We start from the raw sequence: 24,487 nt of genomic DNA, 5'->3' as shown, positions 1-24,487 counted from the left end.
GACAGGCAGGTAACCCCAGGTCGTATGACAGATTGATGACAGCCTGTGGATTGGTCGGTCGCGAGGCTTTCCGAGTTCGGGGCAGGGGCAAGATTTCCCATAGAATTCAGATCTCTATGGGCCCGTGGGGCGGCCGGGCTGGTGGGCAGGGGCGATGTTTCCGTTGATGGCGATCGCGGCGCGTGTCGCGGCGATTGACGGCCAGCAATCCGACGCATTGAATCGACCGTCTGAACGATAACAAGGCAGCAGGGATGGAAACGATGGCGCGCAGGATTGCGAAGCTGAGTGTGTGGCTTGCCGGCGCCGTGGCCGCGATGAGCGCGAGCAGCACGTTCGCCGCGACGCTGGCGGAGGATGCGGACACGGTCTGCAAAGGGCTCGTCGGCGGCGCCGATGCCGTGAAGATCGATGCCGCGACATTGCTGGCGCCGTCACAACTGGCTGTTGCCGAACGCGGGCCGACCCCGTCGGGGCGCGTCACGCCCGCCAATCCCGCCTTCTGCAAGGTGCTCGGCCATATCGCCCCTGTTGATCCCAAGGCGCCGCCGATCAAGTTTCAGGTCAACCTTCCCGTCGAATGGAACGGGCGCTCCGTCCAGTATGGCGGTGGCGGCTTTAACGGCGTGCTGATCACCGGCCTTGGGCTGCCGCCGGCCTATCCCTTCGACAAGCCGTCGCCACTGGCACGCGGTTTTGTCACCTACGGCACCGATTCCGGCCATGAGTCCAAGCCCGGCGAGCCGCCGCAGGTCTTCGCGCTCAACGACGAAGCCTTCGAGAATTTCGCTCACCGCGCCTACAAGAAGGTGCGCGATGCTTCTGTCGCGCTGATGGAGCGCGCCTACGGCAAGAAGCCGGAAAAAATATACTTCATGGGCTCGTCCGAGGGCGGCCGCGAAGGCCTCACCATGGCGCAGCGTTACCCCGACGATTTCGACGGCATCTTCGCCCGCGTGCCCGTGATCAACTGGGTCGGCCTGCAGCATGCCGGTACGCGCTCGGGCCTTATGACCATGGGCGAGGGCTGGATCAATCCGACGCAAGTCAAGCTCTTTGCCGATGCGGTGCGCACTGCCTGCGACAAGGCCGACGGCTCCGACAAGACGCTGGTGCACGATCCCGTGGCCTGCAAGGCCGTGTTCAAGGTCGAGACGCTGCGCTGCGAGGCCGGCAAGGCCGGCGATCAGTGCCTGACCGAGGCGCAAATCAAGGCAGTCAGCACGCTGCATGGGACCTACAAATTCCCGTTCGGGCTCGCCAATGACCTCGACGACTATCCGGGCTGGGGCGTCTCTGGCGAGGACACGCCGGCGTTTGGTCCGACCGGCGGCTGGTCCGCGTGGTGGCTCGGCAGCGCGCCGCCGGCGCAGCCGCCCGCGCCCAACAACGGCATCGCCTGGATCTACGGCGCCGGCGGCATCCAATATGTGTTCGCCCGCGATCCCAAGCTCGACGTCACCACTTACAAGGTGGAGGACCACAAGGTGCGGCTGCTCGAGGTCTCGAGCCTGATGGATTCGACCGATCCGGATCTCAGCCGTTTTCGCGGACGCGGCGGCCGGCTGATCATGCTCGAGCACATGGCCGACTATGCGCAGAGCCCCTATGCCGGCATCCGCTATTTCGAAAGCGTCGAGCGCAAGCTCGGCAAGGCCGAGACGGCGGAATTCGCGCGGCTCTACACCGCGCCCGGCGTCGACCATGTCGGCTCCGGCGCACCGGCCAATGTCGACATGCTGAGCGTGTTGGTCGACTGGGTCGAGAAGGGCAAGGCGCCTGGCGATCTGGAGGTCTCTGAGCAAAAGGTCGAGGCGCCCACATTTGCAACGCTCCGCGCGATGCCGCTGTGCCGCTGGCTGTCCTGGCCGCGTTACAAGAGCGGTCCGGTCACGGAGGCGTCCAGCTTTACTTGCGCGCCGTGAGTTCTTACCTCGCCCCGCTTGCGGGGAGAGGTCGGAATTCAAGCAACGCTTGAATTCCGGGTGAGGGGGTACGGGTCTCACGGCAATCTCATGCGTGGAGAGAGCCCCTCACCCCGACCCTCTCCCCGTAAGAACGGGGAGAGGGGGAAGAAGAGCCTAATGCGCCGGCCCACCCGCCGCCTTCACGCGCCGGGTCAACACCACCGCGATCGCCGCGAGCACCAGCACCGCGCCGATCACCGCAAACGCATCGGAATAGCCCATCACCAGCGCCTGGCGCTTGACCGTCTTGCCGAGTGCGATGATGGCCTGCTCGCGCGCGGCGTGGGGGTCTGGCACGCCGTGGGCCATGAAGTAATCCGTCATCTGTGCGATGCGGGTGCGGACTTCCTCGCGGCCGAGTGTGACCGACTGGCCGATGATGTTGGAGTGGAACTGCTCGCGCTTGGTGATGATGGTGGCGAGCGTCGCCGTGCCGATCGCGCCGCCGAGATTGCGGAACATGTTGCTGATGCCGGAGGCCGCGGCCGCGTCCTGCGGCGCGATGCCGCCTGTCAGCACCGAGGTCAGCGGCGTCAGCACCATGGCCTGTCCCACGGCACGCACGATGTTCGGAATCCAGAGCTGGTCGCCGGCATAGTCCGGCGACATCGCCGTGTTCATGAAGCAGCTATAGGCGAAGATCAGAAGGCCGGTGATCGCGATATAGCGCGTGTCGAAGCGCTGCATCAGCTTCGGGATCAGCGGGATCAGCACGAGCTGCGGCAGGCCGGTCCAGGCCAGCACGTTGCCGATTTGCTCGGCATTGTAGCCCTGCGCCTGGCCGAGATAGGCCGGCAGGATGTAGACCGAGCCGAACAGCGCGAAGCCGACCATCGTCATCGCGATGGTGCCGAAGCCGAAATTGCGTTGCGTCAGCAGGCGCAGCCGGATCAGCGGCTTTTCGATCGTGAGCTCGATCGTGACGAACAGCGTGAGGCTGACGGTCGCGATGATCGCCAGCTTGACGATGAAGGGCGAGGAAAACCAGTCATCCTTGTTGCCTTCCTCCAGCACGGCCTGCAGTGCCGACAGCCCGATCGCCATGGTGACGATGCCGGCCCAGTCGCCTTCCTTCAACAGGCCGAGCTGCATCTTCTGCTTCTCCAGCGTCAGATAGAGCGCGGCCACCATCACCGCGGTCGGAATTACGTTGACGAAGAAGATCGTACGCCAGCCGTAATTCTCCGTGAGATAGCCGCCGATGGTCGGTCCGATCGCGGGTGCAAAGGTGACGGACAGCGCGAAGATCGCAAGCCCCACCGGCTGCTGCGGCTTCGGTAGCTTGGTCAGCACCAGCGTGAACGCCATCGGGATCAGCACGCCGCCGGCAAAGCCCTGCAGGCCGCGCATCGCGATCATCGACGGCAAATCATGGGTGAAGGCGCAGGCGACCGAGAACGCCGCGAACAGCGCCGCGCTCGCCAGCATGTAGCGGCGGAACGAGAACACGCGGCTCAAATAGTCGGTCAGCGGGATCACGATGATCTCGCCGATCAGATACGACGTCGAGATCCAGGAGCCGTTGTCGGCGCCGGTACCGATGCCACCCTCGATGTTGGCCAGCGAGGCGTTGGTGATCTGGATGTTCAGGATCGCCATGAACGAGCCGATCATGGCGGCGAGCACGGCGATCCAGATCGCGGCACTCGCGCGGTTCGGGTCGGCTATTGCCGGATCAGGCGTCGCGACCGGTGTTGCTGGCGTCGAAAGTGAGAGGCTGTTTGACATGGCACGACCCTCCGGAAACGAGCTTCGCCTTTACGTTTGTCTTGGGCGTCACGGCCGCATTCGCGGTCGGCGCGGTCGAACGTGTTGCAATGGTCGGGATCACCGACATGCCCGGCCGCAGCGCGATCGCGGGACCGTGCGCGGCATCGAGCGCGATCTTGACGGGGATGCGCTGCACCACCTTGGTGAAATTGCCGGTGGCGTTATCGGGCGGCAGCAGCGCGAACTCCTCGCCGCTCGCCGGCGCGATGGAATCGACGTGACCGTGCACGACCTGGCCCGGGAAGGTGTCGACCTCGATATCGACGGCCTGGCCGGCCTGCACGTGGGTGAGTTGCGTCTCCTTGAAATTGGCGACGACATAGGCGCCCTCGGCCGGCACGATCGCCATCAGTTGCGTGCCCGCCTGCACGAATTGGCCAACGCGCAAGGAGCGGTTGCCGACCACGCCGTCGATCGGCGAGACGATTGTGGTGTAGCCGAGATTGAGCTCGGCCTGACGCTGGAGTGCGGCCGCGCGCGCGGCGGCGGCCCTGGCTTGCAATATCTCGGCGTTCAGGAGATCGACCTGCTTCAGGGCGGAGGTGAGATTGGCGATATCGCGCTGGATCGCCGCGTCTGCGCCGGCGTCGCGCGCTTGCGCCTGCTGCGCGTTCTGCACGCTGCCGAAACCCGTTGCCGCGAGATCGGTGTAGCGCTTGTTCTCCTGCTTCGCGAAAACCTTCGCGGCATTGTCGACGTCGATGGTCGCTCTTGCCGCCGCGATCACGGCTTGCTGGACCTCGAGCTGCGCTTGCTTGCTCGTCACCGTCGCATTCGCGGCGGCGACATCAGCCTTGGCCTGGTCGAGCGCGACGCGGAAGTCGCGATCGTCGATCCTGGCGAGCACCTGGCCGGCCTTCACATGCTCGTTATCGCCGACCAGCACGCGGTCGAGATAGCCGCTGACCTTCGGCGCGATCGTGGTGTTGTCGGCCTTCACATAGGCGTCATCGGTGGAGACGAGGTACTGCCCGACGGTCCAATAGTCGTAGCCGTACCAGCTCGCACCGGCCAGCGCGACGATCGCCACTCCCATCAGCAACAGCTTGCGGAGATTGAGTTTTTGCCGGCGGACGCCGGTTGCCGTGGTGGGCAGGACGCCCTCCGGCACGGTTGCTGGAATAGCGATTTGGGTCGCAGCAGATGGGGTGGTGTGGACGGTCATGGCCGGCTCCCCTGAATTAGGAAACTTGACGATTTCCAAAATGAGACTAGCTTTGGAATTGTCAATGGAATGACAGGCGTCATTTAAAAGCATGGCTCAGGCAAAACCTTCGGGTGAATGCCGCCCCCGCGGGCGGCCGCAACTGCGCAGCGACGAGGAGACGAGGCGGATCGTCTTCGATGCAGCGCGCAACGCCTTCGCCGTCGACGGCTACGCCGCGACCAGCACCGAAGAGCTGGCACGCCGCGCCGGCATCTCGACCAAGACGCTCTATCGCCTGTTTCCGGGCAAGGCCGCACTGTTCGAGGCGATGTGCGCGGACAGGCTCGAGCAGCTGCTCTCCGCCGTCGATCTGCAAGGAAGCGACGAGGTCGATATCGAGACGGGCCTGCGTGCCGCGCTGCTGGCCTGCGCCGATCTCGCACTCGATCCGGAGGTCGTGGCGCTGCAGCGCATGGTGCTGCAGGAATCCGCCGCGTTCCCCGAGCTCGCCGCCAACTTCTACAACAACGGCATTTCCCGCACCGTCAGGACGCTCGCGGGCTGGCTGCGCGTCCAGGTCAAGCGCAAGCGCATCGCCATCGACGATGCGGAGGAAGTTGCCGGCATGCTGATCGGCATGGTCGCATCGGCGCCGCAGCGCGCGGCGATCTATGGCGGCATGCCGCTGCCGTCACGCAAGCAGATCGAGCGCCGCGTGCAGACCTGCGCGGCGCTGTTCCTCGATGGCTGCCGCGCCGCGTAGCCGTCTCCCTTTGACAATCCGGTTCGGCTCGGATATCTATTTCGCATGCGAAATAAAGAAGCCGCAGCGAGGCATCATCGGCTTATTTACCTCCTGAACGTCGCGCAACGCCGTTTGCAGCGCTGGATGGCGGCGCAGCCGCAGAACGAGGTCACGCCGGCGCAGGCGGGGCTGTTGTTCATCCTCGGCAAGCAGGACGGCGTGCTGATGGGCGAGGCAGGCGCGGCGCTCGACATGGGGCCGGCCGGCATCTCAGGCCTCGTCGATCGCTCGGCTGCGGCGAGGCTGGTCGAGCGGCGGGCCGATCGCGAGGACGGCCGGGCCTGGCGCGTATGGCTGACGCAGAAGGGGCGCACCGTGCTGGCGCAGGCGAAGACTGACGCGGCGCAGATCAACGCCGCGTTGACGGACGGATTTACCAGCGCGGAGATCGACATCGTCGCGCGCTGGCTGACCAGCATTCAGGACAAGTTTCCAAGACCTTCAGACGAATAAAGGAGAGACCCATGACCGAGCACGTCCGGATCGAGAACAACAACGGAATTCTCACCCTCACGCTGGCGCGCCCCGACAAGAAGAACGCGCTGACGGATGCGATGTACGGCAAGCTCGCCGACACCATCGAATCCGCCGAGTTCGATCCGTCCGCCCGCGTGATCCTGATCCGCGGCGAGGGTGACATGTTCACCGCCGGCAACGATGTCGGCGAATTCGCCGCCGTGGCAGCCGGCAAGTCTGAAGGCAGCCGCAACGTCGTGCGCTTCATCCAGTCGCTGGCGCGCTGCACCCGGCCGCTGGTCGCGGCGGTGCAGGGCCGCGCCGTCGGCGTCGGCACCACGATGCTGCTGCATTGCGACCTCGTCGTGCTCGCCGACAACGCGCAATTGTCGACGCCCTTCGTCAGCCTCGCGCTGGTGCCGGAGGCCGCCTCCAGCCTGCTGATGCCGGCGCGCATCGGCTACGCCCGCGCCTACGAGATGTTCGCGCTGGGCGAGACCGTACCGGCGAGGTCGGCGCTGGAATGGGGCCTTGCCAATCGCGTGGTGCCGCTCGACAAGCTCGATGCCGAGGCGCTCGCGCTGGCGCAGCGGCTCGCTCGCCAGCCGGCCGGCGCGCTTACTGCGACCAAGAAGCTGATGCGCAATGGCGAGGCGCTGGTCGCGCAGATGAATGCCGAGAGCGAGCAGTTCGGACAGCGTTTGCGCACCGCTGAGGCGCGTGAGGCCTTCACCGCTTTCGCCGAGCGCCGGCCGCCTGACTTCACCAAGGTTGCCTGATTTCGCTAGTCTTAAAGCGCTTACAGACCGGGCACTTCCGGCAATTTGACTAAAACCTTAACCGATCCTTGGCATGTCGCGATGCAGGGTGGCCGGCAGTACAATGCAGGCCCCCTGACTCATGGCAATGTTTAAGAAATCGGTAAGCTCGCTTCTCCTGACCTTGATGGCCCTGCTGGCCGCCGGTGCGCTCGCTTCTACGGCGATCCAGATGTTCGGAGCGTTCGGTCGCTACAGCGGCAGTCTCGAGACGGCGCGGCTCGCCGCTGCCGACAAGGCGATCTTCCATGGCGTGCTCGCGTTGCGCAACAATCGTGGCGATGCCCAGAGCGCCATCCTTGGCGAGGACGATCCAAAGGCAAAACTCGCCGAAGCCGAGAAGGCTGAGCAGGGCGGCTATGAAGGGATCAGCGCCGCACTCTCGACCGTCGATTTCGCACGCCGCGACGAGCTCGCCGGCACGCTGAAGCAGCGCTGGAACGAAGCCGCGCCGCAATTCCAGCTGTTCTACGACGAGGCCAGGCTTCCGCGCGCCGAGCGCAAGATGGAGCGGACCAATTCCTGGTACGACGCCGTCACCAAGGTCATCGACACAGCGAACCTCGCCTCCACCGCGGTGTCGAACCGCGCCTGGATGAACGATCCCTACATCGCCCGCATGATCCAGGTCCGCCGCTTCGCCTGGCAGGTGCGCGACCGCTATGGGGTCCATTGTTCGTCGCTTCGCTCGAACATCAACAGCAGCAAGCCGCTCGACGACGTTCAGAAGCGGTCGGTGGCGCAATGGGACGGCACGATCGCCTCCGGCTGGGCGGGCATGGCCGAGTTGCTGGCTGCGCCCGACGTGACGGCGGAGCTGGTGACGGCAGCGTCGGACGCGAAGACCAAGACCGATGGCGTCCTGAAGCAGATCGGCGATCTCACCAAGAATCTGGACGGCAGCGGCAAGCCCGCGATGCCCGCTTCGGAGTGGAATACGCTCTGCCAGTCGCCGTTCCCGCTCATTGTCGGGGTCGCGACCAAAGCGCTGGATCAGTCGATCGCGCGTGCCGAGGCCGTGCAGACCAAGGCGCTCACCAACCTCATCGTGCAGTCGCTCGCGTTTCTGCTCGCGCTCGCCGTGACCCTCGCCGGCGTCTACGTGGTGCGCAATCGCCTGATGCGCCCGGTCCGCGCCATCCTCGACGCCATCGCGCGAATCGGCGCCCGTGATTATGCGACGCCCGTGCCGCGATCCCGATATCCCGACGAGTTCGGCACCATGGCTGCCGCGCTCGAGAGCCTGCGCGAGAGCGCGGCGACCGCCGAGCGGCTGGGCCAGGAACGCGAATCGGAGCAGGCGTTGCAACTCGCCCGCTCCGGCACCGTGGACGACGCATGCCGCAGCTTCGACGACACCGTGCAGGCGGTGATCCACAGTGTCGCGGCGTCGGCGAGGGAGCTCGATGCCACGGCGACTGATGTGCGCACGCTGGTATCAGAGTCGACCAGCCAGACCGCGGCAGTCTCCTCCGCGGCCGAGCAGGCCACCAACAATCTCGAGACCATCGCGGCCGCGACCGAGGAACTCTCCGCATCCGTCGGCGAGATCTCCGCACAGGTGCAGTTGAGCGCCCGCGAGGCGCGCGAGGCGGTGTCGCAGGCCGAGCGGACCAACGCGACGGTCGAGATCCTCGATCAGACCGCGAGCCGGATCGGCGAGGTCGTGAAGATGATCAACGCCATCGCCGGTCAGACCAATCTCCTGGCGCTGAACGCGACCATCGAGGCGGCGCGTGCGGGCGAGGCCGGCCGCGGCTTTGCCGTGGTCGCCGGCGAGGTCAAGAGCCTCGCCGCGCAGACCGCAACCGCAACCGAAGAAATCTCGCGCCAGGTCGAGGAGATCCAGGGCGCGACGGGCCAGGCCGTGACCGCCATCCGCTCGATCGGGGGCGCCATCAGCGGCATCGACGAGAAGATGACGGCGATCGCAGCCGCCGTCGAGGAGCAGCGCGCGGCCACCACCGAGATCTCGCGCAACTTCCAGCAGGCCGCCCAGGGCACGCGCGAGGTCACCGACACCATAGGCAGCGTCGCCAGGCTCAACCAGGAAACCGGCAACGCCGGCACGGTGCTGTCCGAATCCGTGAAGAAGATGTCGGGCGATGCCGATCGTCTTCGCGTCGCGGTCGAAGGCTTTTTGGGGGCCGTGAAGACCGCATAACTTCGATCGTCATCCGTCTAGGCGTCGCGCGAACGGCATTGCCGCCGCTTCACGTGGCGGGTACATCTGTGGCGCTGCGGGAGTGCCGCAACAGACGTATCAAGGATGGAGAGTTCGATGCCGGCCACCCCACACAACGCCCAGCGCCCCTATCGCGGCGTGTTCCCGGTCGCGCCCACCATCTTCGACGAGCGCGGCGAGCTCGACCTCGAGGGCCAGCGCCGCTGCATCGATTTCATGATCGATGCGGGCTCGAATGGTCTCTGCATCCTCGCCAATTTCTCCGAGCAGTTCGTGCTCACCGATGCCGAGCGCGAAACCGTGATGCATGCGGTGCTGGAGCATGTCGCGGGCCGGGTTCCCGTGATCGTCACCACCACGCATTTCAGCTCGGCCGTCTGCGCCGCGCGCAGCCAGCAGGCGGAGGCGGCGGGGGCCGCGATGGTCATGGTGATGCCGCCCTATCACGGCGCGACCTTCCGCGTGCCTGAGAAGGGCATCGTCGAGTTCTTCAAGGTGCTCTCGGGCGCGATCAACATTCCCATCATGATCCAGGACGCGCCTGTCGCCGGAACGCCGCTGTCGGTCGAGCTGCTCGCGCGACTGGCGCGCGACTTCGCCAACATCCGCTATTTCAAGATCGAAGTGCCGGGCGCGGCTGCAAAGCTGCGCAGCCTGATCGAGGCGGGCGGCAAGGATATCGAAGGCCCGTGGGACGGCGAGGAAGCCATCACGCTGCTCGCCGATCTCGACGCCGGCGCCACCGGCGCCATGACTGGCGGCGGCTATCCCGACGGCATCCGCCAGATCATCGATCCCTATTTCGCCGGCAAGCGCGAGGAGGCAAAGGCCGCCTATGAGCGGTGGCTGCCGTTGATCAACTACGAAAACCGCCAATGCGGCCTGATCGCCTGCAAGGCCATGATGCAGGCCGGCGGCGTGATCAAATCGGACACCGTGCGGCATCCGCTCCAGCCGCTGCACCCGGCGACGCGGGCAGGGCTGCTGGAGCTCGCCAAGGAGCGGGATGCGCTGGCGTTGCGGTGGGGGAAGTAGCGCCGTACCCACTCGGTCGTCGCCAGGTCTCTCGGCAGTTCCCGCCTACGCGGGGACGACGCCGAGTGTGAGGTGCGCGCTGGCCTGATCCCGCCGGCTTCCGTCTGGCTGAGGGCGTCGAATTAGCGCGGTTCGCGCGGTTTTCCGCACGCCGGCGATGACGTATTGTACGCTCGCCAACCAGGTCCGCGGAGCTTCTCAAGACGTCGCTGAGCAGCTCTTCATTATGCCGCTATTCCGAGCCAGGTTGGAGCGAGCCGACGAAACAGGGAGGCAGTGCCATGACGATGAGGCCGGATCCCACCTTTCACGCATCGCCCAAGCTGGCGATGGAAGCACCTGCAGAGAACTTTGCCTACACGCTGCTGCTCAGTCCGGATTTCTCAAAGCCGGATGCTCTCGCGGTCATCGACGTCAAGCCGGGATCGCCGACCTACAGCCAAATCGTCCACACGGTGACGATGCCCAACAAGGGCGATGAGTTTCATCACTTCGGCTGGAATGCTTGCTCCTCCGCCTTGTCGCCGCTCGCCGGACATGCCTTCATCGAGCGGCGCTATCTCATCATCCCCGGGATACGCTCGTCGCGGATCTACATCATCGATACCAAGCCCGATCCGACCAAAGCCAAAATCCATAAGATCATCGAGCCCGAGGAAATCTTCAAGAAGACCGGCTACTCGCGGCCGCATACCATCCATTGCGGGCCGGACGGCGTCTATGTGAGCACGCTGGGCGGCGGCGGCAAGGACGGCACCAACGGGCCGCCAGGCGTCTTCATCATGGATTGCGAGACGTTCGAGGTCCTTGGACGGTGGGAGATCGACCGCGGTCCGCAGACGCTGCACTATGATTTCTGGTGGAACCTGCCGCGCGACTACATGGTGACGAGCGAATGGGCGTTGCCGCCGCAGTTCGAGAACGGGATCGTCGCGGAAGATCTGCTGGCGAACAAATATGGCCATCGTCTCCACTTCTGGGATCTCCGCGCCCGTCGCAACGTGCAGACCATCGACCTCGGCGCCAATCATCAGATGGCGCTGGAGGTGCGGCCCGCGCACGATCCGGTTCGCGAATACGGCTTCGTTGGCGTTGTGGTCGACACCACCAACCTCGAAGCATCGATCTGGACCTGGTGGCGCGAAGGCGGAAAATTCCATGCGGAGAAGACGGCGACGATTCCGCCCGAGCCCGCGCCAAAGGAGCAGCTCCCGCCGCTGCTGCAGGGATTTGGCGCCGTGCCGCCGCTGGTGACCGACATCGACCTGTCGATGGATGACCGGTTTCTCTATGTCTCGTGCTGGGGCACCGGTGAAATGCGCCAGTACGATGTGAGTGATCCGCGAAAGCCGAAGCTTGCGGGCTCGGTTCACATCGGCGGCATCGCGCGCCGCACGCCCCATCCGAACGGCAAGGCATTTGCGGCCGGTCCGCAGATGGTCGAGATCAGCCGCGACGGCAAGCGCGTGTACTGGACCAATTCGCTGTATTCCACCTGGGATGACCAATTTTATCCCGATGGAGTTCCGGGCGTGGAAGTCATGGCCAATGCAGGTCGCGACGGCGGCCTCGAGCTCGCCAAGGACTATTTCGTGAGCTTCCCCGACGGATATCGCGCGCACCAGATCAGGCTGGAGGGCGGCGATTGTTCGACGGACTCCTTTTGCTACCCGTCGGCCTAGGCTGGCAGCACGGCTGGCTGTGGCTCGCTCTTGTTGCGAGCGGTCTCTATCACGGCGTCAATCCGGGAATGGGATGGCCGCTCGCCGTTTCGGCCGGGCTCATGGACAAGAGCCCGCGCGAGCTGTTCCGCGCGTTGTGGGCTCTGGCGGCCGGTCATCTCCTGGCAACACTTCTCGTGCTGCTGCCATTCGCGTTCCTGCTCGTGCTGGCCGAGTGGCAGCGTTCGATCCAGCTCGGCGCGAGTCTTCTCGTCATCGGCTTCGGCGTCTATCGGCTGATCGAGCGGCGCCATCCGCGCACGCTGGCACGAATTCCGCCAACGCAATTGGCGCTCTGGTCATTCGCCGTTGCCATTGCTCACGGCGCGGCCTTGATGCTCGTGCCGATCTATCTCGGGCTCTGCCAGGCGTTCGAACTCGATGCCGGCCATGAGGCGGCGGGCGCACTGATGAAGGCAAGCCTTCTGAAGACAAGTCTCGGGATGGCGGTGCTGGTGTCCCTGGTGCACGTTGTCGCCATGGTCAGTGCCGGCGGGTGTCTGGCGTGGCTGGTCTACCGCTATCTGGGATTGAGGTTCGTCTCGCGAAGCTGGTTCAATCTGGATGCAATCTGGGCGACCAGCCTCATTCTGGTTGGCGCCGTGGCGCTCGCCTTCAATCTCGCGAGCTGGCGCTGAGGCCTACTTCGCCAACGCCCACTCGCCGACAAAGCGGAAGCGCGCCCTGGCATCATCCTGCTTGAACAGCGCGATCCGGTCGATCGCCAGCGTCTCGAGACCGAGCGCCGAAAACCTCGCGCGCAACATCTCCAGGATCGGCCCGCGCCGCTCCGCATCCAGCCGTCCCGTCAGCGTCATGTGGAAGCGGAATTCTTCCATCACGTAAGGGTAACCCCAGCGGTCGAGATAGTCGCGCTGCCGCTCAGTGAGCTTGTCGGGCTTGCGCCGCGCGCGGTCTTCCGCCGTCATGGGCGCGCGGAAGTCGTCGAATTCGCGGACGCAATCGGCGGCAAGTTGCTGGAGCGCGCCCACGGGCTCGGTCGGAATCACCGCGATGAAGCCGCTGATGGAGTCGACGACCGGACGGATTGACGGCATCGGCCGCGCCTTGCCGGCAAAGGCCGCGCAGGCTGCGACGAACTCGGCTTCAGTCCTGCCGGGCGCCAGCGCCATCGGCGCCTTCAGCGTGCCGTGGAAACCGTATTTGCGGGGATCGGCCGTGACGTCGCGCCAGTCCGGCGCAACACGCGATGCGTCGGCAGGGAACGACGCCTCGTCGCCGGTGTAGACATCGTAGCCGAGCAGCTCGGCGCCGAAGCGGGTGAGGGCGCTGTCGGCGCCGGCGGCAAAATAGATCGCGTAGCGGGGAAAATCTGTCATCGCCCGAGCATAACCGGTTCAGGCCGCAACAACAGCCTCGCGCGGCGTCGCCGCAGCAGCGAGCAGTCGCGTCGCATCGGTGAGATGCACGAGCTTTCCGCCTGATACCACCGCGATCAGCCGCGGCCGCAGCGGCACGCTGTCGTCGACCAGCAGCATGTCGGCGCGGCGTCCTTCCGCGAGCACGCCGCGATCGGCAAGGCCGGTCGCGCGGGCCGGTCCCGCGGACACCAGGTTCCACGCCTCGGTCAGCGGCAGCACGCCGTCGGCGACGAGGCGGAACGCGGCAAGCAGCTGCGCGGGATAATAATAGTCCGACGCCAGCACCGAGCAGAGCCCCTTCGCGATCATGTCGGATGCTCGGGTCCAGCCGGTATGGCTGCCACCGCGCACGACATTCGGCGCACCGTAGACGATGGCATCGCCGGCGGACGCGGCCGCTCGCGCGGTCTCCTCGTTGATCGGAAACTCCGCGATGTCAGCGCCCAGCTCGCGAAACTCCTGCCGCATCGCCGGTGTCGCATCGTCGTGCGAGAGCATCCGCACCTCGGCCGCGCGAGCAGTCGCGGCAAGCCGCGACACAGAAGCCGGCACTTCACTGGCGCGCGAAAGCACACGCTCCACCAGCCGGTCGAATTCCTCGCCCGAGAGGCCGGTGCGCTCGACCATGCGGTTGCGCTTGCGCGGCTTGGCCATGTCGGCAACGGTGCCGTCCATGTGGTCGTTGAAGGCGAACAGGTCGACGCGGCCCTCGGCGAGCCACTGGCCGATCTCGGCCTCTGCATCGAGATTGTAGGTCTCGTGCCGCAGGTGGAAACGGGTGTCGGCGGCGAATTGCGGGCGCTGCCGCTCGATCGCCTCCATTAGGGCGCGCGCATTGCCGGCGCTGCGCAGGCCCGGCTCCCATGAGCAGGTCGTGGCGTGAAACACCGTGGTGATGCCGTTGCTGATCGCCTGGCGGTCACTGTCGGCGAGCGCGACGTCGATCGGGAAGTCGACGCCGGCGCGCGGCATCATCTGGCGCTCGAAGGCATCGCCATGCAGATCGACGATGCCGGGCAGCACCAGCAGGTTGCGCGCATCGATCGCCAGTCGCGTCCGGCCGCGAGAGGCATCGACCTGCGCAATGTCCGCGCCGGACACCAGAATGGAAGTTTCGACGAGCTCGGAGCCGATCAGGGCCCGGCCGCCCTCAAGGAAGATGTCTGTCACGCGACCGCGCTTCGTTTGCTGGCAGGAGAACGGGTGAGGGAGCTTGCCCGTGCTTCATATGCCGAGAGGAAATCTTCAATCCCGAGCTTGCGGAAATCGGGCAGTGCTTCACGCAATTTGTCGTGATCCCAGTCCCACCAGGCGAGCCGGGCCAGCCGTCCGGCGACGTCTTCCGAGAACCGCCGTCGGACGATGCGCGCCGGATTGCCGGCGACGATGGTGTAGGCCGGCACGTCCTTGGTGACGATGGCGCCGGCCGCGATCACCGCGCCGGTGCCGATGTTGCGGCCGGGCAGCACGATCGCGCCATGGCCGATCCAGACATCGTGGCCAATATGGACGTGATGCTGGCGCCGCCAGTCGAAGAACTCGGTGTCGTCGCTCTCGCCTTCGAAATAGGCGCTGGAACGATAGGTGAAATGCGCCTGCGTGGCGCGATGCATCGGATGATTGCCGGGATTGATGCGGGTCATCGCCGCGATCGAGCAGAATTTTCCGATGGTGGTGTAGGTGATCTGGGCGTCGTTCACGACATAGGAGTAATCGCCCATCGTGACTTCAGTGAGGATCGTGCGCGCGCCGACTTCGGTATAGGTGCCGAGCCTGGTCTCATGCAGCTTCGCCGAAGGGTCGATGGTCGGTTGAACCGAGAGCGTTTTGCCGGCCATGCTGCATCCGATAGGTCGAGGGCGGGCGTACCTCTTCGAGCGGCCTGATGACAACGTCATGACGATGCGATGACAGGGGAGGAGGTGTGTAGGATCGCCGCACCGCAACGCCGGTGTCACACAAGTGTCAAGTGCCAGCGTTAGCGGTGGCAGCCAGCTACTCTGGAGCCCTCTATGCTGGTGGTTGAAGGTCTGACGTGCCGCTTCGGCGCAAAAGCCGCGGTGGACGACGCTTCGTTTAAAATCTCCCCCGGCGGCTTCGTCGGTGTGATCGGGCGTTCCGGCGCCGGCAAGTCGACCATGCTGCGCATGATCAATCGCCTGGCGACGCCGACGCAGGGCCGCATCCTGTTCGACGGCCTCGACGTCACCGCGCTGCGCGGCAAGGAATTGCGGCAGTGGCGGGCGCGCTCGGCGATGATTTTCCAGCAGTTCAACCTGGTCGGCCGGCTCGATGTGCTCACCAACGTCCTGATGGGGCGTCTTGCCACGATGCCGGCCTGGCGCTCGCTGACGCAGACATGGCCCGAGCACGACAAGGCGTTGGCGATGTCGGCGCTCGAACAGTTCGATATCGCCTCGCTCGCCGCCCAGCGTGCCGACCAGCTCTCCGGCGGCCAGCAGCAGCGTGTTGCGATCGCCCGCGCGCTGGTGCAGGAGCCCGACATCATCCTCGCCGACGAGCCGATCGCCTCGCTCGACCCGCGGAACACGAAGATCGTGATGGATGCGCTGCTGCGCATCAACAAGCATTTCGGCATCACCGTGCTCTGCAACCTGCATTCGCTCGATCTCGCCCGCACCTATTGCGACCGCCTGATCGGCATGGCGCAGGGTCGCGTGGTGTTCGACGGCGCGCCGGCCGAGTTGACCGATCACGTCGCGCGCGAGCTCTACGATCTCGAAGCCTCCGACGTCATGGGCGGAATCCCCGTGCCGGCGCCTGAGGGCGTGCCGGCGCTCGGAACGGCCGCGGCCGCCTGAGCTGCGCCTGTAGTTGCCAATTTTTGCGTCAACCGACCCCAACCGATGAAGAGGGTATCATGATCACTCGCAGACTCGTTCTTGCCGGCGCCGCCGCGCTCGCGTTCACGACCTCGGCCTCCGCCGACGACTGGAAAGCCAAATATCCCGAACTGACCTTCGCGGTCATTCCGGCGGAAAACGCCTCGGGCGTGACCGAGCGCTGGGCGCCGTTCATGAACTATCTCTCCAAGGAATTGGGCGTGAAGGTCACGCTGCGCATCGCCAACGACTACGCCGCCGTCATCGAGGGCCAGCGCGCCGGCAACATCCATATCGCCAGCTACGGCTCGGCGTCGTTCGCCCGCGCCCGCCTGACCGGCGTCAAGACCGATGCCTTCGCCAACGACATCAACGCCGACGGTTCGACCGGCTACTACTCGGTGTTCTTCGTCAAGGCGAGCAGCCCCTACAAGAGCGTCGATCAGCTCAAGGGCAAGAACCTCGGCCTCGTCGATCCGAACTCGACCTCCGGCAACAACGTGCCGCGCTTCGAGCTCGACAAGATGGGCATCACGGATGCCGACACCTATTTCAGCAAGGTCGTCTTCACCGGCAGTCACGAGAACGCGATCCTGGCGCTGGCGCAGGGCACGGTCGACGTTGCGGCCAACCAGTGGACCAGCGATGACGATTCGACGCTGGCGCAGATGCTGACCAAGGGCATGCTGAAGAACGCCGACGGCTCGCCGATGAAGAAGGACGATTTCCGCATCATCCACAAGTCGGCGCCGATCATCAACGGCCCCTACGCCTACAATTCCGACCTGCCGGAAGATGCCAAGGCGGCGATCGCCAAGGCGTTCTTCGACGCGCCGGCCAAGGACAAGGCGGCCTTCGATCGCCTCCAGGACGGCCAGAAGAAGGGTTTTCATCCCGCCACCACCAAGGACTGGGATGGCACGATCGAGCTGATCAAGTTCGTCGATGCACTGCGTAAGAAGAAGGCGTCCTGAGTTTCGGGACGATAGCACTGGAGCCGGGTCGATGGACCCGGCTCTTTCTCTTTGATCGACCACCTTTCCTGGCCAGATGACCGTCGCGGTTTCGATCCTCCCCGAGCAGCAGCTCGCCGTGCTCAACGCGGCCTATCGCCAGGCGGTCGCGCGCAAGCGGCTCCGACTCCTGTTGGGGGTCGCGATCTTTGCCGCAGCGCTGTTTCTTGCCGCGATCGGCGCGGAAGTGAACCTGCGCACCTTCTTTGCCCATTTCGGCAATTTCATCAGCTATTTCGACCGCATCCTCACGCTCGATAGCGGCCAGCGGGTCTGGACCGATGCCGGCGAGTGGCTGTGGGGCTGGCGCAAATGGCTGAAGATGCTGGGCGAGACGCTGCTGATCTCCTACGTCGGCACGCTGATCGGCGCGACCTTGGCCTTCGCCTTGAATTTCTTCGCGGCCGAGAACACCTCGCCGTCGCCCTGGCTGCGCTTCGTGGTGCGTCGCCTGCTCGAATTCGCCCGCACCGTGCCGGGCATCGTCTTCGCGCTGATCTTCGTGATCGCCTTCGGCCTCGGGCCGATGGCCGGCGTGCTCGCGATCGCGATCCACTCCACCGGCGCGCTCGGCAAACTGTTCTCCGAGATCGTCGAGAATGCCGACATGAAGCCGGTCGAAGGCATCCGCTCGACCGGCGCGAGCTGGCTCTCATGCATGCGCTTCGCCGTGGTGCCGCAGGTGACCGCGGGCTATGCCAGCTATGCGCTGCTCCGCTTCGAGATCAACGTCCGCGAGGCCTCGGTCATGGGCTTCGTCGGTGCCGGCGGCATCGGCCAGGAGCTTGTCGTCGCCATCCGCAAGTTCTATTACTCCGACGTCAGTGCCATCCTGCTCACCATCATCATCACGGTCTTCATCATCGACATCACCACGGGCTGGCTGCGCGGCCGTCTGTTCGGCAAGGAGGCACGGACGTGACGAGGCCGCAGGAGGTCGACCCGCGAGAGCTTCGCGCGCGCTATCCCGATGTGTTCGACCGGCCCGCCTCGGCGCGGCTCGCGATGCCGGCGATGATCGTCGCGGCGTTTGCGATCCTGGTTTACGGCCTCGTCGATCTCGACTTCTCGCCGTCGCGATTCCTTGCAGGGCTGAGCCAGCTCGGCTGGATCAGCCTGATGATGATCCCGCCCGATCCTGGTTCCTCGCTGCCGGTCTATCTGAAGGCGCTGGGCGAGACGCTGTCGATCGCGCTGCTCGGCACGACGCTGGCGGCGGTGTTCGCGCTTCCGGTCAGCCTGCTGGCCGCGCGCAACGTCATACCCTCGCAGATCCTGCGTTTTCCGGTTCGCCGCTTCCTGGATTCGATCCGCGGCGTGGACACCCTGATCTGGGCGCTGGTCTGGATCAATGTCGTCGGCCTCGGCCCGTTCGCCGGTGTGCTGGCGATTGCCGTGTCGGATTTCGGTGCGTTCGGAAAACTGTTCTCGGAGGCGATCGAAGGCGCCGACCAGAAGCAGGTCGAAGGCGTCCGCGCCTCCGGCGGCAGTGCTTTGCACGAAATCCGCTTCGGCCTGCTGCCGCAGGTGCTGCCCGTGATCGCCGGCCAGGTGCTCTATTTCATCGAATCCAACACGCGCTCGGCAACGATCATCGGCATCGTTGGCGCCGGCGGCATCGGCCTCCAGCTCGCCGAGCAGATCCGCGTGCTGGAATGGCAGCGGGTGTCGTTCCTGATCCTGATGATTCTGGTCGCCGTCGCCGCGATCGATTTCATCTCGAGCAAGCTGCGGTTTGCGATCATTGGGCGGCGAGCTGTCGCCTGATCGCCGGCGCCGTAGGGTGGGCAAAGCGAAGCGTGCCCACCAATTCTGCTTAGATATCGGGGAGAGATGGTGGGCACGGCGCAAGTGCGCCTTTGCCCACCCTACTAGCCCTGCGTGGTCGCCCGCTCACCCGTTCTCCACCAGAAACTCCACGCGCTCCGCTGCAAAGCGCGAGTGCTTGGTCACCAGCGGCTTGCCGGCGAGATCGTGGTCGGTCGCGTCGACCACCAGGATCGGCCGTCCCAGCGGCAGATCGAGCCGCGCGGCATCGGTCGCGTCCACGATGCCGGCGGTGATCCGGGTCGCGCCGCGGCTGTAGTCGCGGACGCCGTAATGCTCGAGCAGTTTCGTCATCGAGCGCGTCGCGGCGAACACTTCGCCCGCGCCCGGAAACAATTCCGCTGACAGCCAGGTGGTGGAGACGCAGATCGGCGTGCGGTCGGCGAGGCGGATCGCCTCGATCCGCACCAGCGGCGCGCCGGCCTTCAATCCCAGTTCGCGCGCCAGTTCGCGGGTCGCGACATCGCCGGACGCCTCGATCAGCCGGCCATGCGGTTTGCGGCCATCGGCGCCGACGATCTCGGAGAAGCGGGTGCGCGAGCGCAAGGGATAAGCGAGGCGCTGCGCCTCGACATAGGTTCCGCTGCCGCGTTCGGCGCGCACGATGCCGCGCTCGGCAAGCGCGGCCAGCGCGCGCCGCACGGTGTGGCGGTTCACCCGATAGGTTTCGGCGATCTCCATCTCGCCCGGCAGCTTGTCGCCGGCCGCAAAGCGGCCGTCGGCGATGCCACGCTCGATGCCGTCGGCAACGAGGCGCCACAGCGCGACGCCCGAAGAGGCTGTGTCCTGCATGCTCATGTCGCCGAGAAGCCTACTTCAGAAATCACACGTTTGTCACGAAACAGTCATGGCGCTTCCGTATCAAGTTGTCTATTATCATAGACAACTTGGATTCGGCAAGTTCTGTCAAAAGCTCGGTGGATTTGGTGACCCAGCACAACAACCAGCAAGTCCAGCGCAAGGCCGCGATGGCCGTGCTGGCGCACGCGGAGGCGGGCGAGATCGCCGCTCGCCTCCGCGCTCTCGCCCTGCCGGCTCATCAGGAGCTGCGCGCGCCGGAATACGGTCTCGTCATGCTGCGCGGCCGGGTCGGCGGCGACGGCGCGCCGTTCAATCTCGGTGAAGCCACGGTGTCTCGCGCGGCGGTCCGGCTCGCGAGCGGCGAGGTCGGCTTCGGCTACACGCTGGGGCGCGATGGCGAAAAGGCGCGGCTGATCGCGCTGTGCGACGCACTGGCGCAGTCCAGTGATTTCGGTGAGGCGGTGGAGCGTGACGTTATCGCGCCGTTGCGCGAGCAGCTTATGATCCAGCGCAAGCAGGCGGCCGCCGAGACCGCCGCGACGAAGGTTGATTTCTACACCATGGTGCGCGGTGAGGGGTGAGGCCATGACCACGATTGCGGAACTGCCGCCGGGTTTCGTCGACAAAGTCTTGTCGGCGCAATCGACCTTTCGTTCCGTCATGGACGCGATGGCGCGGCCGGGCTCGGTCCAGCGCATCGTGCCGATGGCGGGAGCGCCCGAGCCAACGATGCGCGGCACAGCCGCGATCGCGCTGACGCTGTTCGATCACGACACTCCGCTCTGGCTCGATGCCCGGATGGCGGAGAGGTCGGACGTGGTGAAATGGCTCAAGTTCCACACCGGCGCGCCGGTGGTGCAGGACTCTTCGATCGCGAGTTTCGCGCTGATCAGCGACGGCGCGGCGCTGCCGTCGCTCGAGCGCTTCGCGCTGGGCACGAATGAGTATCCGGATCGTTCGACCACGGTGATCCTTCAGGTCGAGAGCCTGAATTCGGGGCGCAGTTTCGAACTGCGTGGCCCCGGCATCGACGGTGTCGCGACGCTTCAGGCCTCGATCAGGCCTTTCGACCTGTTCGAACGGCTGCAGTTCAACGAGGCGCTGTTTCCGCGCGGCATCGATTTGGTGCTGGTTGCCGATGATGCCGTGGTTGCGATTCCGCGCACCACGCGTGTCGTGAACAAGGGAAGCTAGTCGCATGTATGTCGCAGTCAAAGGCGGCGAGCGCGCCATCGAGAACGCCCATCGCCTGCTCGCCAATGCGCGGCGTGGCGACCAGAGCATTTCCGAAGTCACGCTCGATCAGATCTCGGAGCAGCTTGGCCTCGCCGTGGACCGCGTCATGAGCGAAGGGTCGCTCTACGACCGCGAGCTCGCGGCGCTCGCCATCAAGCAGGCGCGCGGGGATCTGATCGAGGCGATCTTCCTGGTCCGCGCCTTCCGCGCCACCCTGCCGCGCTTCGGCGCCAGCGAGCCGGTCGAGACCGGCGCGATGCGGGTACAGCGGCGCGTGTCGGCGACCTTCAAGGATATTCCCGGCGGCCAGATCCTCGGGCCGACCTTCGACTACACGCATCGTCTGCTCGATCCCTCGCTTGGCCAGGGCTTTGTGCCTGAAGTGCCGGCGACGGCCGAAGCTTCGACGGCGCCCACGCCGCGTGTGACCGACATTCTGGGCCGCGACGGGCTGATCGAATCCTCGCCGCGGGCCGAAGACGGCGCCAGCGTCGGCGATCTCACGCGCGAACCGCTGAACTTCCCGGCCGATCGCGACCTGCGCCTGCAAAACCTCGCGCGCGGTGACGAAGGCTTTCTGCTGGCCATGGGTTATTCCACCCAGCGCGGTTACGGCCGCAACCATCCCTTCGTCGGCGAGATACGCTTCGGCGAGGCCGAGGTCGAATTTTTCGCGGAGGACGTCGGCTTCGCCGTGCCGCTCGGCTCCATCGAGCTCACCGAGTGCCAGATGGTCAACCAGTTCAAGGGTTCGGCGACGGAAGCGCCGTGCTTCACCCGCGGCTATGGTCTCGCCTTCGGCCAGAGCGAGCGCAAGACCATGTCGATGGCGCTGGTCGACCGTGCGCTGCGTGCCCGCGAGCTCGGCGAAGAAGCCGTGGCCCCCGCGCAAGATGAAGAATTCGTGATGTCGCATTCGGACAACGTCCAGGCGACCGGCTTCGTCGAGCATCTGAAGCTGCCGCATTATGTCGACTTCCAGTCCGAGCTCGGCCTCCTTCGCAAGCTGCGCAAGGAATTTGCCGAGGCCAATGCGCCCGATGCCATGAAGGAGGCCGCGGAATGAACGCGCCCGCCTACAATTTCGCCTATCTCGACGAACAGACCAAGCGGATGATCCGCCGCGCGATCCTCAAGGCCATCGCAATCCCCGGTTATCAGGTGCCGTTCGCCAGCCGTGAAATGCCGATGCCCTATGGCTGGGGCACCGGCGGCGTGCAGGTCACAGCCGCGATCCTTGGGCCGCAGGATGTGCTGAAGGTGATCGACCAGGGTTCCGACGACACGACGAATGCGATCTCGATCCGCAAATTCTTCGCCAAGACCGCGGGCGTCGCCACGACCACGGCAACAGAAGATGCAACCGTAATCCAGACGCGTCACCGCATCCCGGAGACGTCGCTGCACGCGAACCAGGTGCTGGTCTATCAGGTGCCGATCCCGGAGCCGCTGCGTTTCCTCGAACCGCGCGAGACCGAGACGCGGCGCATGCATGCGCTCGCCGAATACGGCCTGATGCACGTAAAACTCTACGAGGACATCGCCCGCTTCGGCCACATCGCGACCGCCTATGCCTATCCGGTGAAGGTGAACGCGCGCTACGTGATGGATCCGTCGCCGACGCCGAAATTCGACAATCCCAAGATGGACAATTGCCCGGCGCTGCAATTGTTCGGCGCCGGCCGCGAGAAGCGCATCTATGCGATCCCGCCCTATACGCAGGTGGTGTCGCTCGATTTCGAGGATCACCCGTTCGAGCCGTACCGCTTCAACGCGCCCTGCGCGCTGTGCGCGGCGGAAAATTCCTATCTCGACGAGATCGTCACCGACGACAAGGGTGGGCGCATGTTCGTCTGCTCGGATACCGACTATTGCGAGGGCCGTCAGGCCGCCGGCCATCACGGCAGCCTCAGCGCCGCGCCGTACAAGGACAAGGCGGGTTCACATGGCTGATCAAGACATGGCTGATCTCGCCAAGCTCGAAAACGATCAGCCGCTGCTGGTCGCAGAATCCCTCAGCAAATCCTATGGCCGCATCGCCGCGTGCCGCGACGTGTCGTTCTCGCTCTACCCCGGCGAGGTGCTGGCGATCGTCGGCGAGTCCGGCTCGGGCAAGTCGACGCTGCTGCAAATGCTCTCGGGCCAGCTCGCGCCGAGCGCCGGCCAGGTGTCGTACCGGATGCGTGACGGCGTCACCCGCGATCTCACGAGCCTTGGCGAAGCCGAGCGACGCTTCCTGTTCCGCACCGACTGGGGCTATGTCCACCAGGATCCCGCGCAGGGCCTGCGCATGGCGGTCTCGGCCGGCGCCAATGTCGGCGAGCGGCTGATGGCGGTGGGCTGGAATCACTACGGCCGCATCCGAGATACCGCGTCGGACTGGCTCACCCGTGTCGAGATCGACATCGCGCGCATCGACGATGCGCCGCGCACCTATTCCGGCGGCATGCGCCAGCGTCTCCAGATCGCGCGCAACCTCGTCACCGAGCCGCGGCTGGTGTTCATGGACGAGCCGACCGGCGGTCTGGACGTGTCTGTCCAGGCGCGCCTGCTCGACCTCGTGCGCAGCCTCGTTGCCGAGCTGCACCTCGCCGTCATCATCGTCACCCATGATCTCGCGGTGGCGCGACTGCTGTCGCATCGCGTGATGGTGATGAAGGGCGGCCGTGTCATCGAGACCGGTCTCACCGACCAGGTGCTCGATGACCCCCGCGAGCCCTATACCCAGCTCCTCGTTTCCTCGATTCTGCCGCCATAAGCCTTCCAAGATGAGTTTTCCGATGACCGCCATGATCGACATCGCCGCCGCGAAAAAGACCTTTACGATGCACCTGCAGGGCGGCATCGAGCTGCCTGTCGTCAGCGGCGTGACCTTCCACGTCAACCCCGGCGAATGCGTCGTGCTCTCCGGGCCGTCCGGCGCCGGCAAGTCGTCGATCCTGAAGATGATTTTTGGCAATTACCGCTGCGACTCCGGCCGCATCGGCATCCGCCATCGCGGCGCGGTGGTCGATCTCGCCACCGCTGAGCCGCGCCAGGTTCTCAATATCCGCCGCTCCACCATCGGCTATGTCAGCCAGTTTTTGCGGGCGGTGCCGCGTGTTGCGACCATTGACGTCGTCGCGGAGCCACTGATCGTGAACGGCCTGGCACGCGCTGAGGCGCAGCAGCGCGCCGGCGAGTTGCTGCATCGCCTCAACATTCCCGAAAGACTCTGGCAGCTTCCGCCGGCGACCTTCTCCGGCGGTGAGCAGCAGCGCGTCAACATCGCGCGCGGCTTCATCTCGGAGCTGCCGATCCTGCTGCTGGACGAGCCGACCGCTTCGCTCGATGCCGCCAACCGCGCCGTCGTGGTCGATCTGGTCGCCGAGAAGAAGCGCCAGGGCGTCGCCATGGTCGCCATTGTCCATGACGACGAAATCCGTCATTTGATTGCCGACCGTATTGTTGACGTCACCAGCTTTGCCGCCGCCGCCTGAAG

General features: G+C 65.4%; 24 protein-coding genes. 18 read left to right on the top strand and 6 right to left on the bottom strand.

The features are described 5' to 3' along the window. Positions 1 to 263: 263 nt before the first annotated feature. Entirely contained in the window at positions 264 to 1,925 is a 1,662-nt protein-coding gene (locus IVB46_RS29405; RefSeq protein ID WP_247313726.1) for a tannase/feruloyl esterase family alpha/beta hydrolase, read from the top strand. Positions 1,926 to 2,081: 156 nt separating this feature from the next. On the opposite strand, the gene IVB46_RS29400 is transcribed toward IVB46_RS29405, so the two are convergent. Continuing rightward, complete coding sequence (locus tag IVB46_RS29400; protein WP_247313722.1) at positions 2,082 to 3,695, bottom strand: DHA2 family efflux MFS transporter permease subunit; 1,614 nt, start codon at positions 3,693 to 3,695, stop codon at positions 2,082 to 2,084. Continuing rightward, positions 3,643 to 4,902 (bottom strand): HlyD family secretion protein, encoded by a 1,260-nt coding sequence (locus IVB46_RS29395; protein ID WP_247313719.1) that lies wholly within the window; start codon positions 4,900 to 4,902, stop codon positions 3,643 to 3,645. Before IVB46_RS29395 ends, IVB46_RS29400 begins: the two co-directional genes overlap by 53 nt. Positions 4,903 to 4,993: 91 nt before the next feature. Between IVB46_RS29395 and IVB46_RS29390 the strand changes: the two genes are divergently transcribed. From IVB46_RS29390 to IVB46_RS29360, 7 genes are all read left to right on the top strand, one after another. Next, a complete protein-coding gene (locus tag IVB46_RS29390; protein ID WP_247313716.1) occupies positions 4,994 to 5,647 on the top strand; it encodes a TetR/AcrR family transcriptional regulator in 654 nt (217 codons plus the stop codon). A 45-nt stretch (positions 5,648 to 5,692) separates the two neighbouring features. Continuing rightward, entirely contained in the window at positions 5,693 to 6,142 is a 450-nt protein-coding gene (locus IVB46_RS29385) for a MarR family winged helix-turn-helix transcriptional regulator (RefSeq protein ID WP_247313714.1), read from the top strand. Between the two features lie 11 nt (positions 6,143 to 6,153). Beyond that, entirely contained in the window at positions 6,154 to 6,924 is a 771-nt protein-coding gene (locus tag IVB46_RS29380; protein ID WP_247313711.1) for an enoyl-CoA hydratase, read from the top strand. A 121-nt stretch (positions 6,925 to 7,045) separates the two neighbouring features. Beyond that, complete coding sequence (locus tag IVB46_RS29375) at positions 7,046 to 9,127, top strand: methyl-accepting chemotaxis protein (RefSeq protein ID WP_247313708.1); 2,082 nt, start codon at positions 7,046 to 7,048, stop codon at positions 9,125 to 9,127. Between the two features lie 117 nt (positions 9,128 to 9,244). After that, a complete protein-coding gene (locus tag IVB46_RS29370; RefSeq protein ID WP_247313705.1) occupies positions 9,245 to 10,183 on the top strand; it encodes a dihydrodipicolinate synthase family protein in 939 nt (312 codons plus the stop codon). 281 nt (positions 10,184 to 10,464) lie between these two features. Further along, positions 10,465 to 11,865, top strand: coding sequence for a selenium-binding protein SBP56-related protein (locus IVB46_RS29365; protein WP_166104559.1), 1,401 nt, complete (start codon positions 10,465 to 10,467; stop codon positions 11,863 to 11,865). A 68-nt stretch (positions 11,866 to 11,933) separates the two neighbouring features. Next, a complete protein-coding gene (locus tag IVB46_RS29360) occupies positions 11,934 to 12,542 on the top strand; it encodes a hypothetical protein (RefSeq protein ID WP_247313913.1) in 609 nt (202 codons plus the stop codon). Between the two features lie 3 nt (positions 12,543 to 12,545). Here the strand turns inward: IVB46_RS29360 and IVB46_RS29355 are convergent, their stop codons facing one another. The 3 genes from IVB46_RS29355 to IVB46_RS29345 are packed head-to-tail and all read right to left on the bottom strand — an operon-like array spanning position 12,546 to position 15,124. Continuing rightward, a complete protein-coding gene (locus tag IVB46_RS29355) occupies positions 12,546 to 13,244 on the bottom strand; it encodes a DUF1045 domain-containing protein (protein WP_247313704.1) in 699 nt (232 codons plus the stop codon). Between the two features lie 18 nt (positions 13,245 to 13,262). After that, positions 13,263 to 14,456 (bottom strand): alpha-D-ribose 1-methylphosphonate 5-triphosphate diphosphatase, encoded by a 1,194-nt coding sequence (locus tag IVB46_RS29350; RefSeq protein ID WP_247313701.1) that lies wholly within the window; start codon positions 14,454 to 14,456, stop codon positions 13,263 to 13,265. Next, a complete protein-coding gene (locus IVB46_RS29345; RefSeq protein ID WP_071909228.1) occupies positions 14,453 to 15,124 on the bottom strand; it encodes a chloramphenicol acetyltransferase in 672 nt (223 codons plus the stop codon). Before IVB46_RS29345 ends, IVB46_RS29350 begins: the two co-directional genes overlap by 4 nt. A 174-nt stretch (positions 15,125 to 15,298) precedes the next feature. On the opposite strand from IVB46_RS29345, the gene phnC reads away from it, so the two are divergent. From phnC to phnE (IVB46_RS29325), 4 genes are all read left to right on the top strand, one after another. Beyond that, positions 15,299 to 16,108, top strand: a complete 810-nt coding sequence (gene phnC / locus IVB46_RS29340; RefSeq protein WP_247313699.1) for a phosphonate ABC transporter ATP-binding protein — start codon at positions 15,299 to 15,301, stop codon at positions 16,106 to 16,108. 59 nt (positions 16,109 to 16,167) lie between these two features. Then, positions 16,168 to 17,103, top strand: coding sequence for a phosphonate ABC transporter substrate-binding protein (gene phnD / locus IVB46_RS29335; protein WP_063979768.1), 936 nt, complete (start codon positions 16,168 to 16,170; stop codon positions 17,101 to 17,103). 76 nt (positions 17,104 to 17,179) lie between these two features. Beyond that, complete coding sequence (phnE, locus tag IVB46_RS29330) at positions 17,180 to 18,064, top strand: phosphonate ABC transporter, permease protein PhnE (RefSeq protein ID WP_247313692.1); 885 nt, start codon at positions 17,180 to 17,182, stop codon at positions 18,062 to 18,064. Next, positions 18,061 to 18,909: a phosphonate ABC transporter, permease protein PhnE gene (phnE, locus tag IVB46_RS29325; protein ID WP_247313689.1), complete on the top strand. Its 849-nt coding sequence runs from the start codon at positions 18,061 to 18,063 to the stop codon at positions 18,907 to 18,909. The genes phnE (IVB46_RS29330) and phnE (IVB46_RS29325) overlap by 4 nt, the downstream gene beginning before the upstream one ends. A 126-nt stretch (positions 18,910 to 19,035) precedes the next feature. Here the strand turns inward: phnE (IVB46_RS29325) and phnF are convergent, their stop codons facing one another. Further along, positions 19,036 to 19,767, bottom strand: a complete 732-nt coding sequence (gene phnF / locus IVB46_RS29320; protein WP_247343990.1) for a phosphonate metabolism transcriptional regulator PhnF — start codon at positions 19,765 to 19,767, stop codon at positions 19,036 to 19,038. A 119-nt stretch (positions 19,768 to 19,886) separates the two neighbouring features. Between phnF and phnG the strand changes: the two genes are divergently transcribed. From phnG to phnL, 6 genes are read left to right on the top strand one after another with little or no spacing between them, the layout of a single operon-like run. Beyond that, a complete protein-coding gene (phnG, locus tag IVB46_RS29315) occupies positions 19,887 to 20,351 on the top strand; it encodes a phosphonate C-P lyase system protein PhnG (protein WP_247313686.1) in 465 nt (154 codons plus the stop codon). A 4-nt stretch (positions 20,352 to 20,355) separates the two neighbouring features. Then, complete coding sequence (gene phnH, locus IVB46_RS29310; RefSeq protein WP_247313683.1) at positions 20,356 to 20,964, top strand: phosphonate C-P lyase system protein PhnH; 609 nt, start codon at positions 20,356 to 20,358, stop codon at positions 20,962 to 20,964. A 4-nt stretch (positions 20,965 to 20,968) separates the two neighbouring features. Continuing rightward, complete coding sequence (locus IVB46_RS29305) at positions 20,969 to 22,072, top strand: carbon-phosphorus lyase complex subunit PhnI (RefSeq protein WP_247313680.1); 1,104 nt, start codon at positions 20,969 to 20,971, stop codon at positions 22,070 to 22,072. Further along, the gene (locus tag IVB46_RS29300) at positions 22,069 to 22,959 is read left to right on the top strand and encodes an alpha-D-ribose 1-methylphosphonate 5-phosphate C-P-lyase PhnJ (protein WP_071909234.1); all 891 of its coding nucleotides are present in this window, start codon (positions 22,069 to 22,071) and stop codon (positions 22,957 to 22,959) included. The genes IVB46_RS29305 and IVB46_RS29300 overlap by 4 nt, the downstream gene beginning before the upstream one ends. Next, positions 22,952 to 23,764, top strand: a complete 813-nt coding sequence (phnK, locus tag IVB46_RS29295) for a phosphonate C-P lyase system protein PhnK (protein ID WP_166348438.1) — start codon at positions 22,952 to 22,954, stop codon at positions 23,762 to 23,764. The genes IVB46_RS29300 and phnK overlap by 8 nt, the downstream gene beginning before the upstream one ends. Before the next feature lie 22 nt (positions 23,765 to 23,786). Beyond that, positions 23,787 to 24,485: a phosphonate C-P lyase system protein PhnL gene (gene phnL, locus IVB46_RS29290; RefSeq protein ID WP_166353575.1), complete on the top strand. Its 699-nt coding sequence runs from the start codon at positions 23,787 to 23,789 to the stop codon at positions 24,483 to 24,485. Positions 24,486 to 24,487 lie beyond the last annotated feature (2 nt).

This window comes from Bradyrhizobium sp. 61, from assembly GCF_023073075.1.
In the GTDB taxonomy this organism is placed as follows: Bacteria; Pseudomonadota; Alphaproteobacteria; order Rhizobiales; family Xanthobacteraceae; genus Bradyrhizobium; species Bradyrhizobium barranii.
This window is presented reverse-complemented; position numbering and strand designations above follow the sequence as displayed.

Bases quoted from the DNA above. Each gene is read 5' to 3' on its own strand.
- IVB46_RS29355 (WP_247313704.1), bottom strand. From the start codon at position 13,244: ATGACAGATTTTCCCCGCTACGCGATCTATTTTGCCGCCGGCGCCGAC.
- phnE (WP_247313692.1), top strand. From the start codon at position 17,180: ATGACCGTCGCGGTTTCGATCCTCCCCGAGCAGCAGCTCGCCGTGCTC.
- phnL (WP_166353575.1), top strand. From the start codon at position 23,787: ATGACCGCCATGATCGACATCGCCGCCGCGAAAAAGACCTTTACGATG.
- IVB46_RS29370 (WP_247313705.1), top strand. From the start codon at position 9,245: ATGCCGGCCACCCCACACAACGCCCAGCGCCCCTATCGCGGCGTGTTC.
- IVB46_RS29345 (WP_071909228.1), bottom strand. From the start codon at position 15,124: ATGGCCGGCAAAACGCTCTCGGTTCAACCGACCATCGACCCTTCGGCG.
- IVB46_RS29390 (WP_247313716.1), top strand. From the start codon at position 4,994: ATGGCTCAGGCAAAACCTTCGGGTGAATGCCGCCCCCGCGGGCGGCCG.
- phnK (WP_166348438.1), top strand. From the start codon at position 22,952: ATGGCTGATCAAGACATGGCTGATCTCGCCAAGCTCGAAAACGATCAG.
- IVB46_RS29395 (WP_247313719.1), bottom strand. From the start codon at position 4,902: ATGACCGTCCACACCACCCCATCTGCTGCGACCCAAATCGCTATTCCA.
- IVB46_RS29385 (WP_247313714.1), top strand. From the start codon at position 5,693: ATGCGAAATAAAGAAGCCGCAGCGAGGCATCATCGGCTTATTTACCTC.
- phnH (WP_247313683.1), top strand. From the start codon at position 20,356: ATGACCACGATTGCGGAACTGCCGCCGGGTTTCGTCGACAAAGTCTTG.
- phnC (WP_247313699.1), top strand. From the start codon at position 15,299: ATGCTGGTGGTTGAAGGTCTGACGTGCCGCTTCGGCGCAAAAGCCGCG.
- IVB46_RS29365 (WP_166104559.1), top strand. From the start codon at position 10,465: ATGACGATGAGGCCGGATCCCACCTTTCACGCATCGCCCAAGCTGGCG.
- IVB46_RS29380 (WP_247313711.1), top strand. From the start codon at position 6,154: ATGACCGAGCACGTCCGGATCGAGAACAACAACGGAATTCTCACCCTC.
- IVB46_RS29300 (WP_071909234.1), top strand. From the start codon at position 22,069: ATGAACGCGCCCGCCTACAATTTCGCCTATCTCGACGAACAGACCAAG.
- IVB46_RS29405 (WP_247313726.1), top strand. From the start codon at position 264: ATGGCGCGCAGGATTGCGAAGCTGAGTGTGTGGCTTGCCGGCGCCGTG.
- phnF (WP_247343990.1), bottom strand. From the start codon at position 19,767: ATGAGCATGCAGGACACAGCCTCTTCGGGCGTCGCGCTGTGGCGCCTC.
- IVB46_RS29400 (WP_247313722.1), bottom strand. From the start codon at position 3,695: ATGTCAAACAGCCTCTCACTTTCGACGCCAGCAACACCGGTCGCGACG.
- IVB46_RS29375 (WP_247313708.1), top strand. From the start codon at position 7,046: ATGGCAATGTTTAAGAAATCGGTAAGCTCGCTTCTCCTGACCTTGATG.
- IVB46_RS29305 (WP_247313680.1), top strand. From the start codon at position 20,969: ATGTATGTCGCAGTCAAAGGCGGCGAGCGCGCCATCGAGAACGCCCAT.
- phnD (WP_063979768.1), top strand. From the start codon at position 16,168: ATGATCACTCGCAGACTCGTTCTTGCCGGCGCCGCCGCGCTCGCGTTC.
- IVB46_RS29360 (WP_247313913.1), top strand. From the start codon at position 11,934: ATGGGATGGCCGCTCGCCGTTTCGGCCGGGCTCATGGACAAGAGCCCG.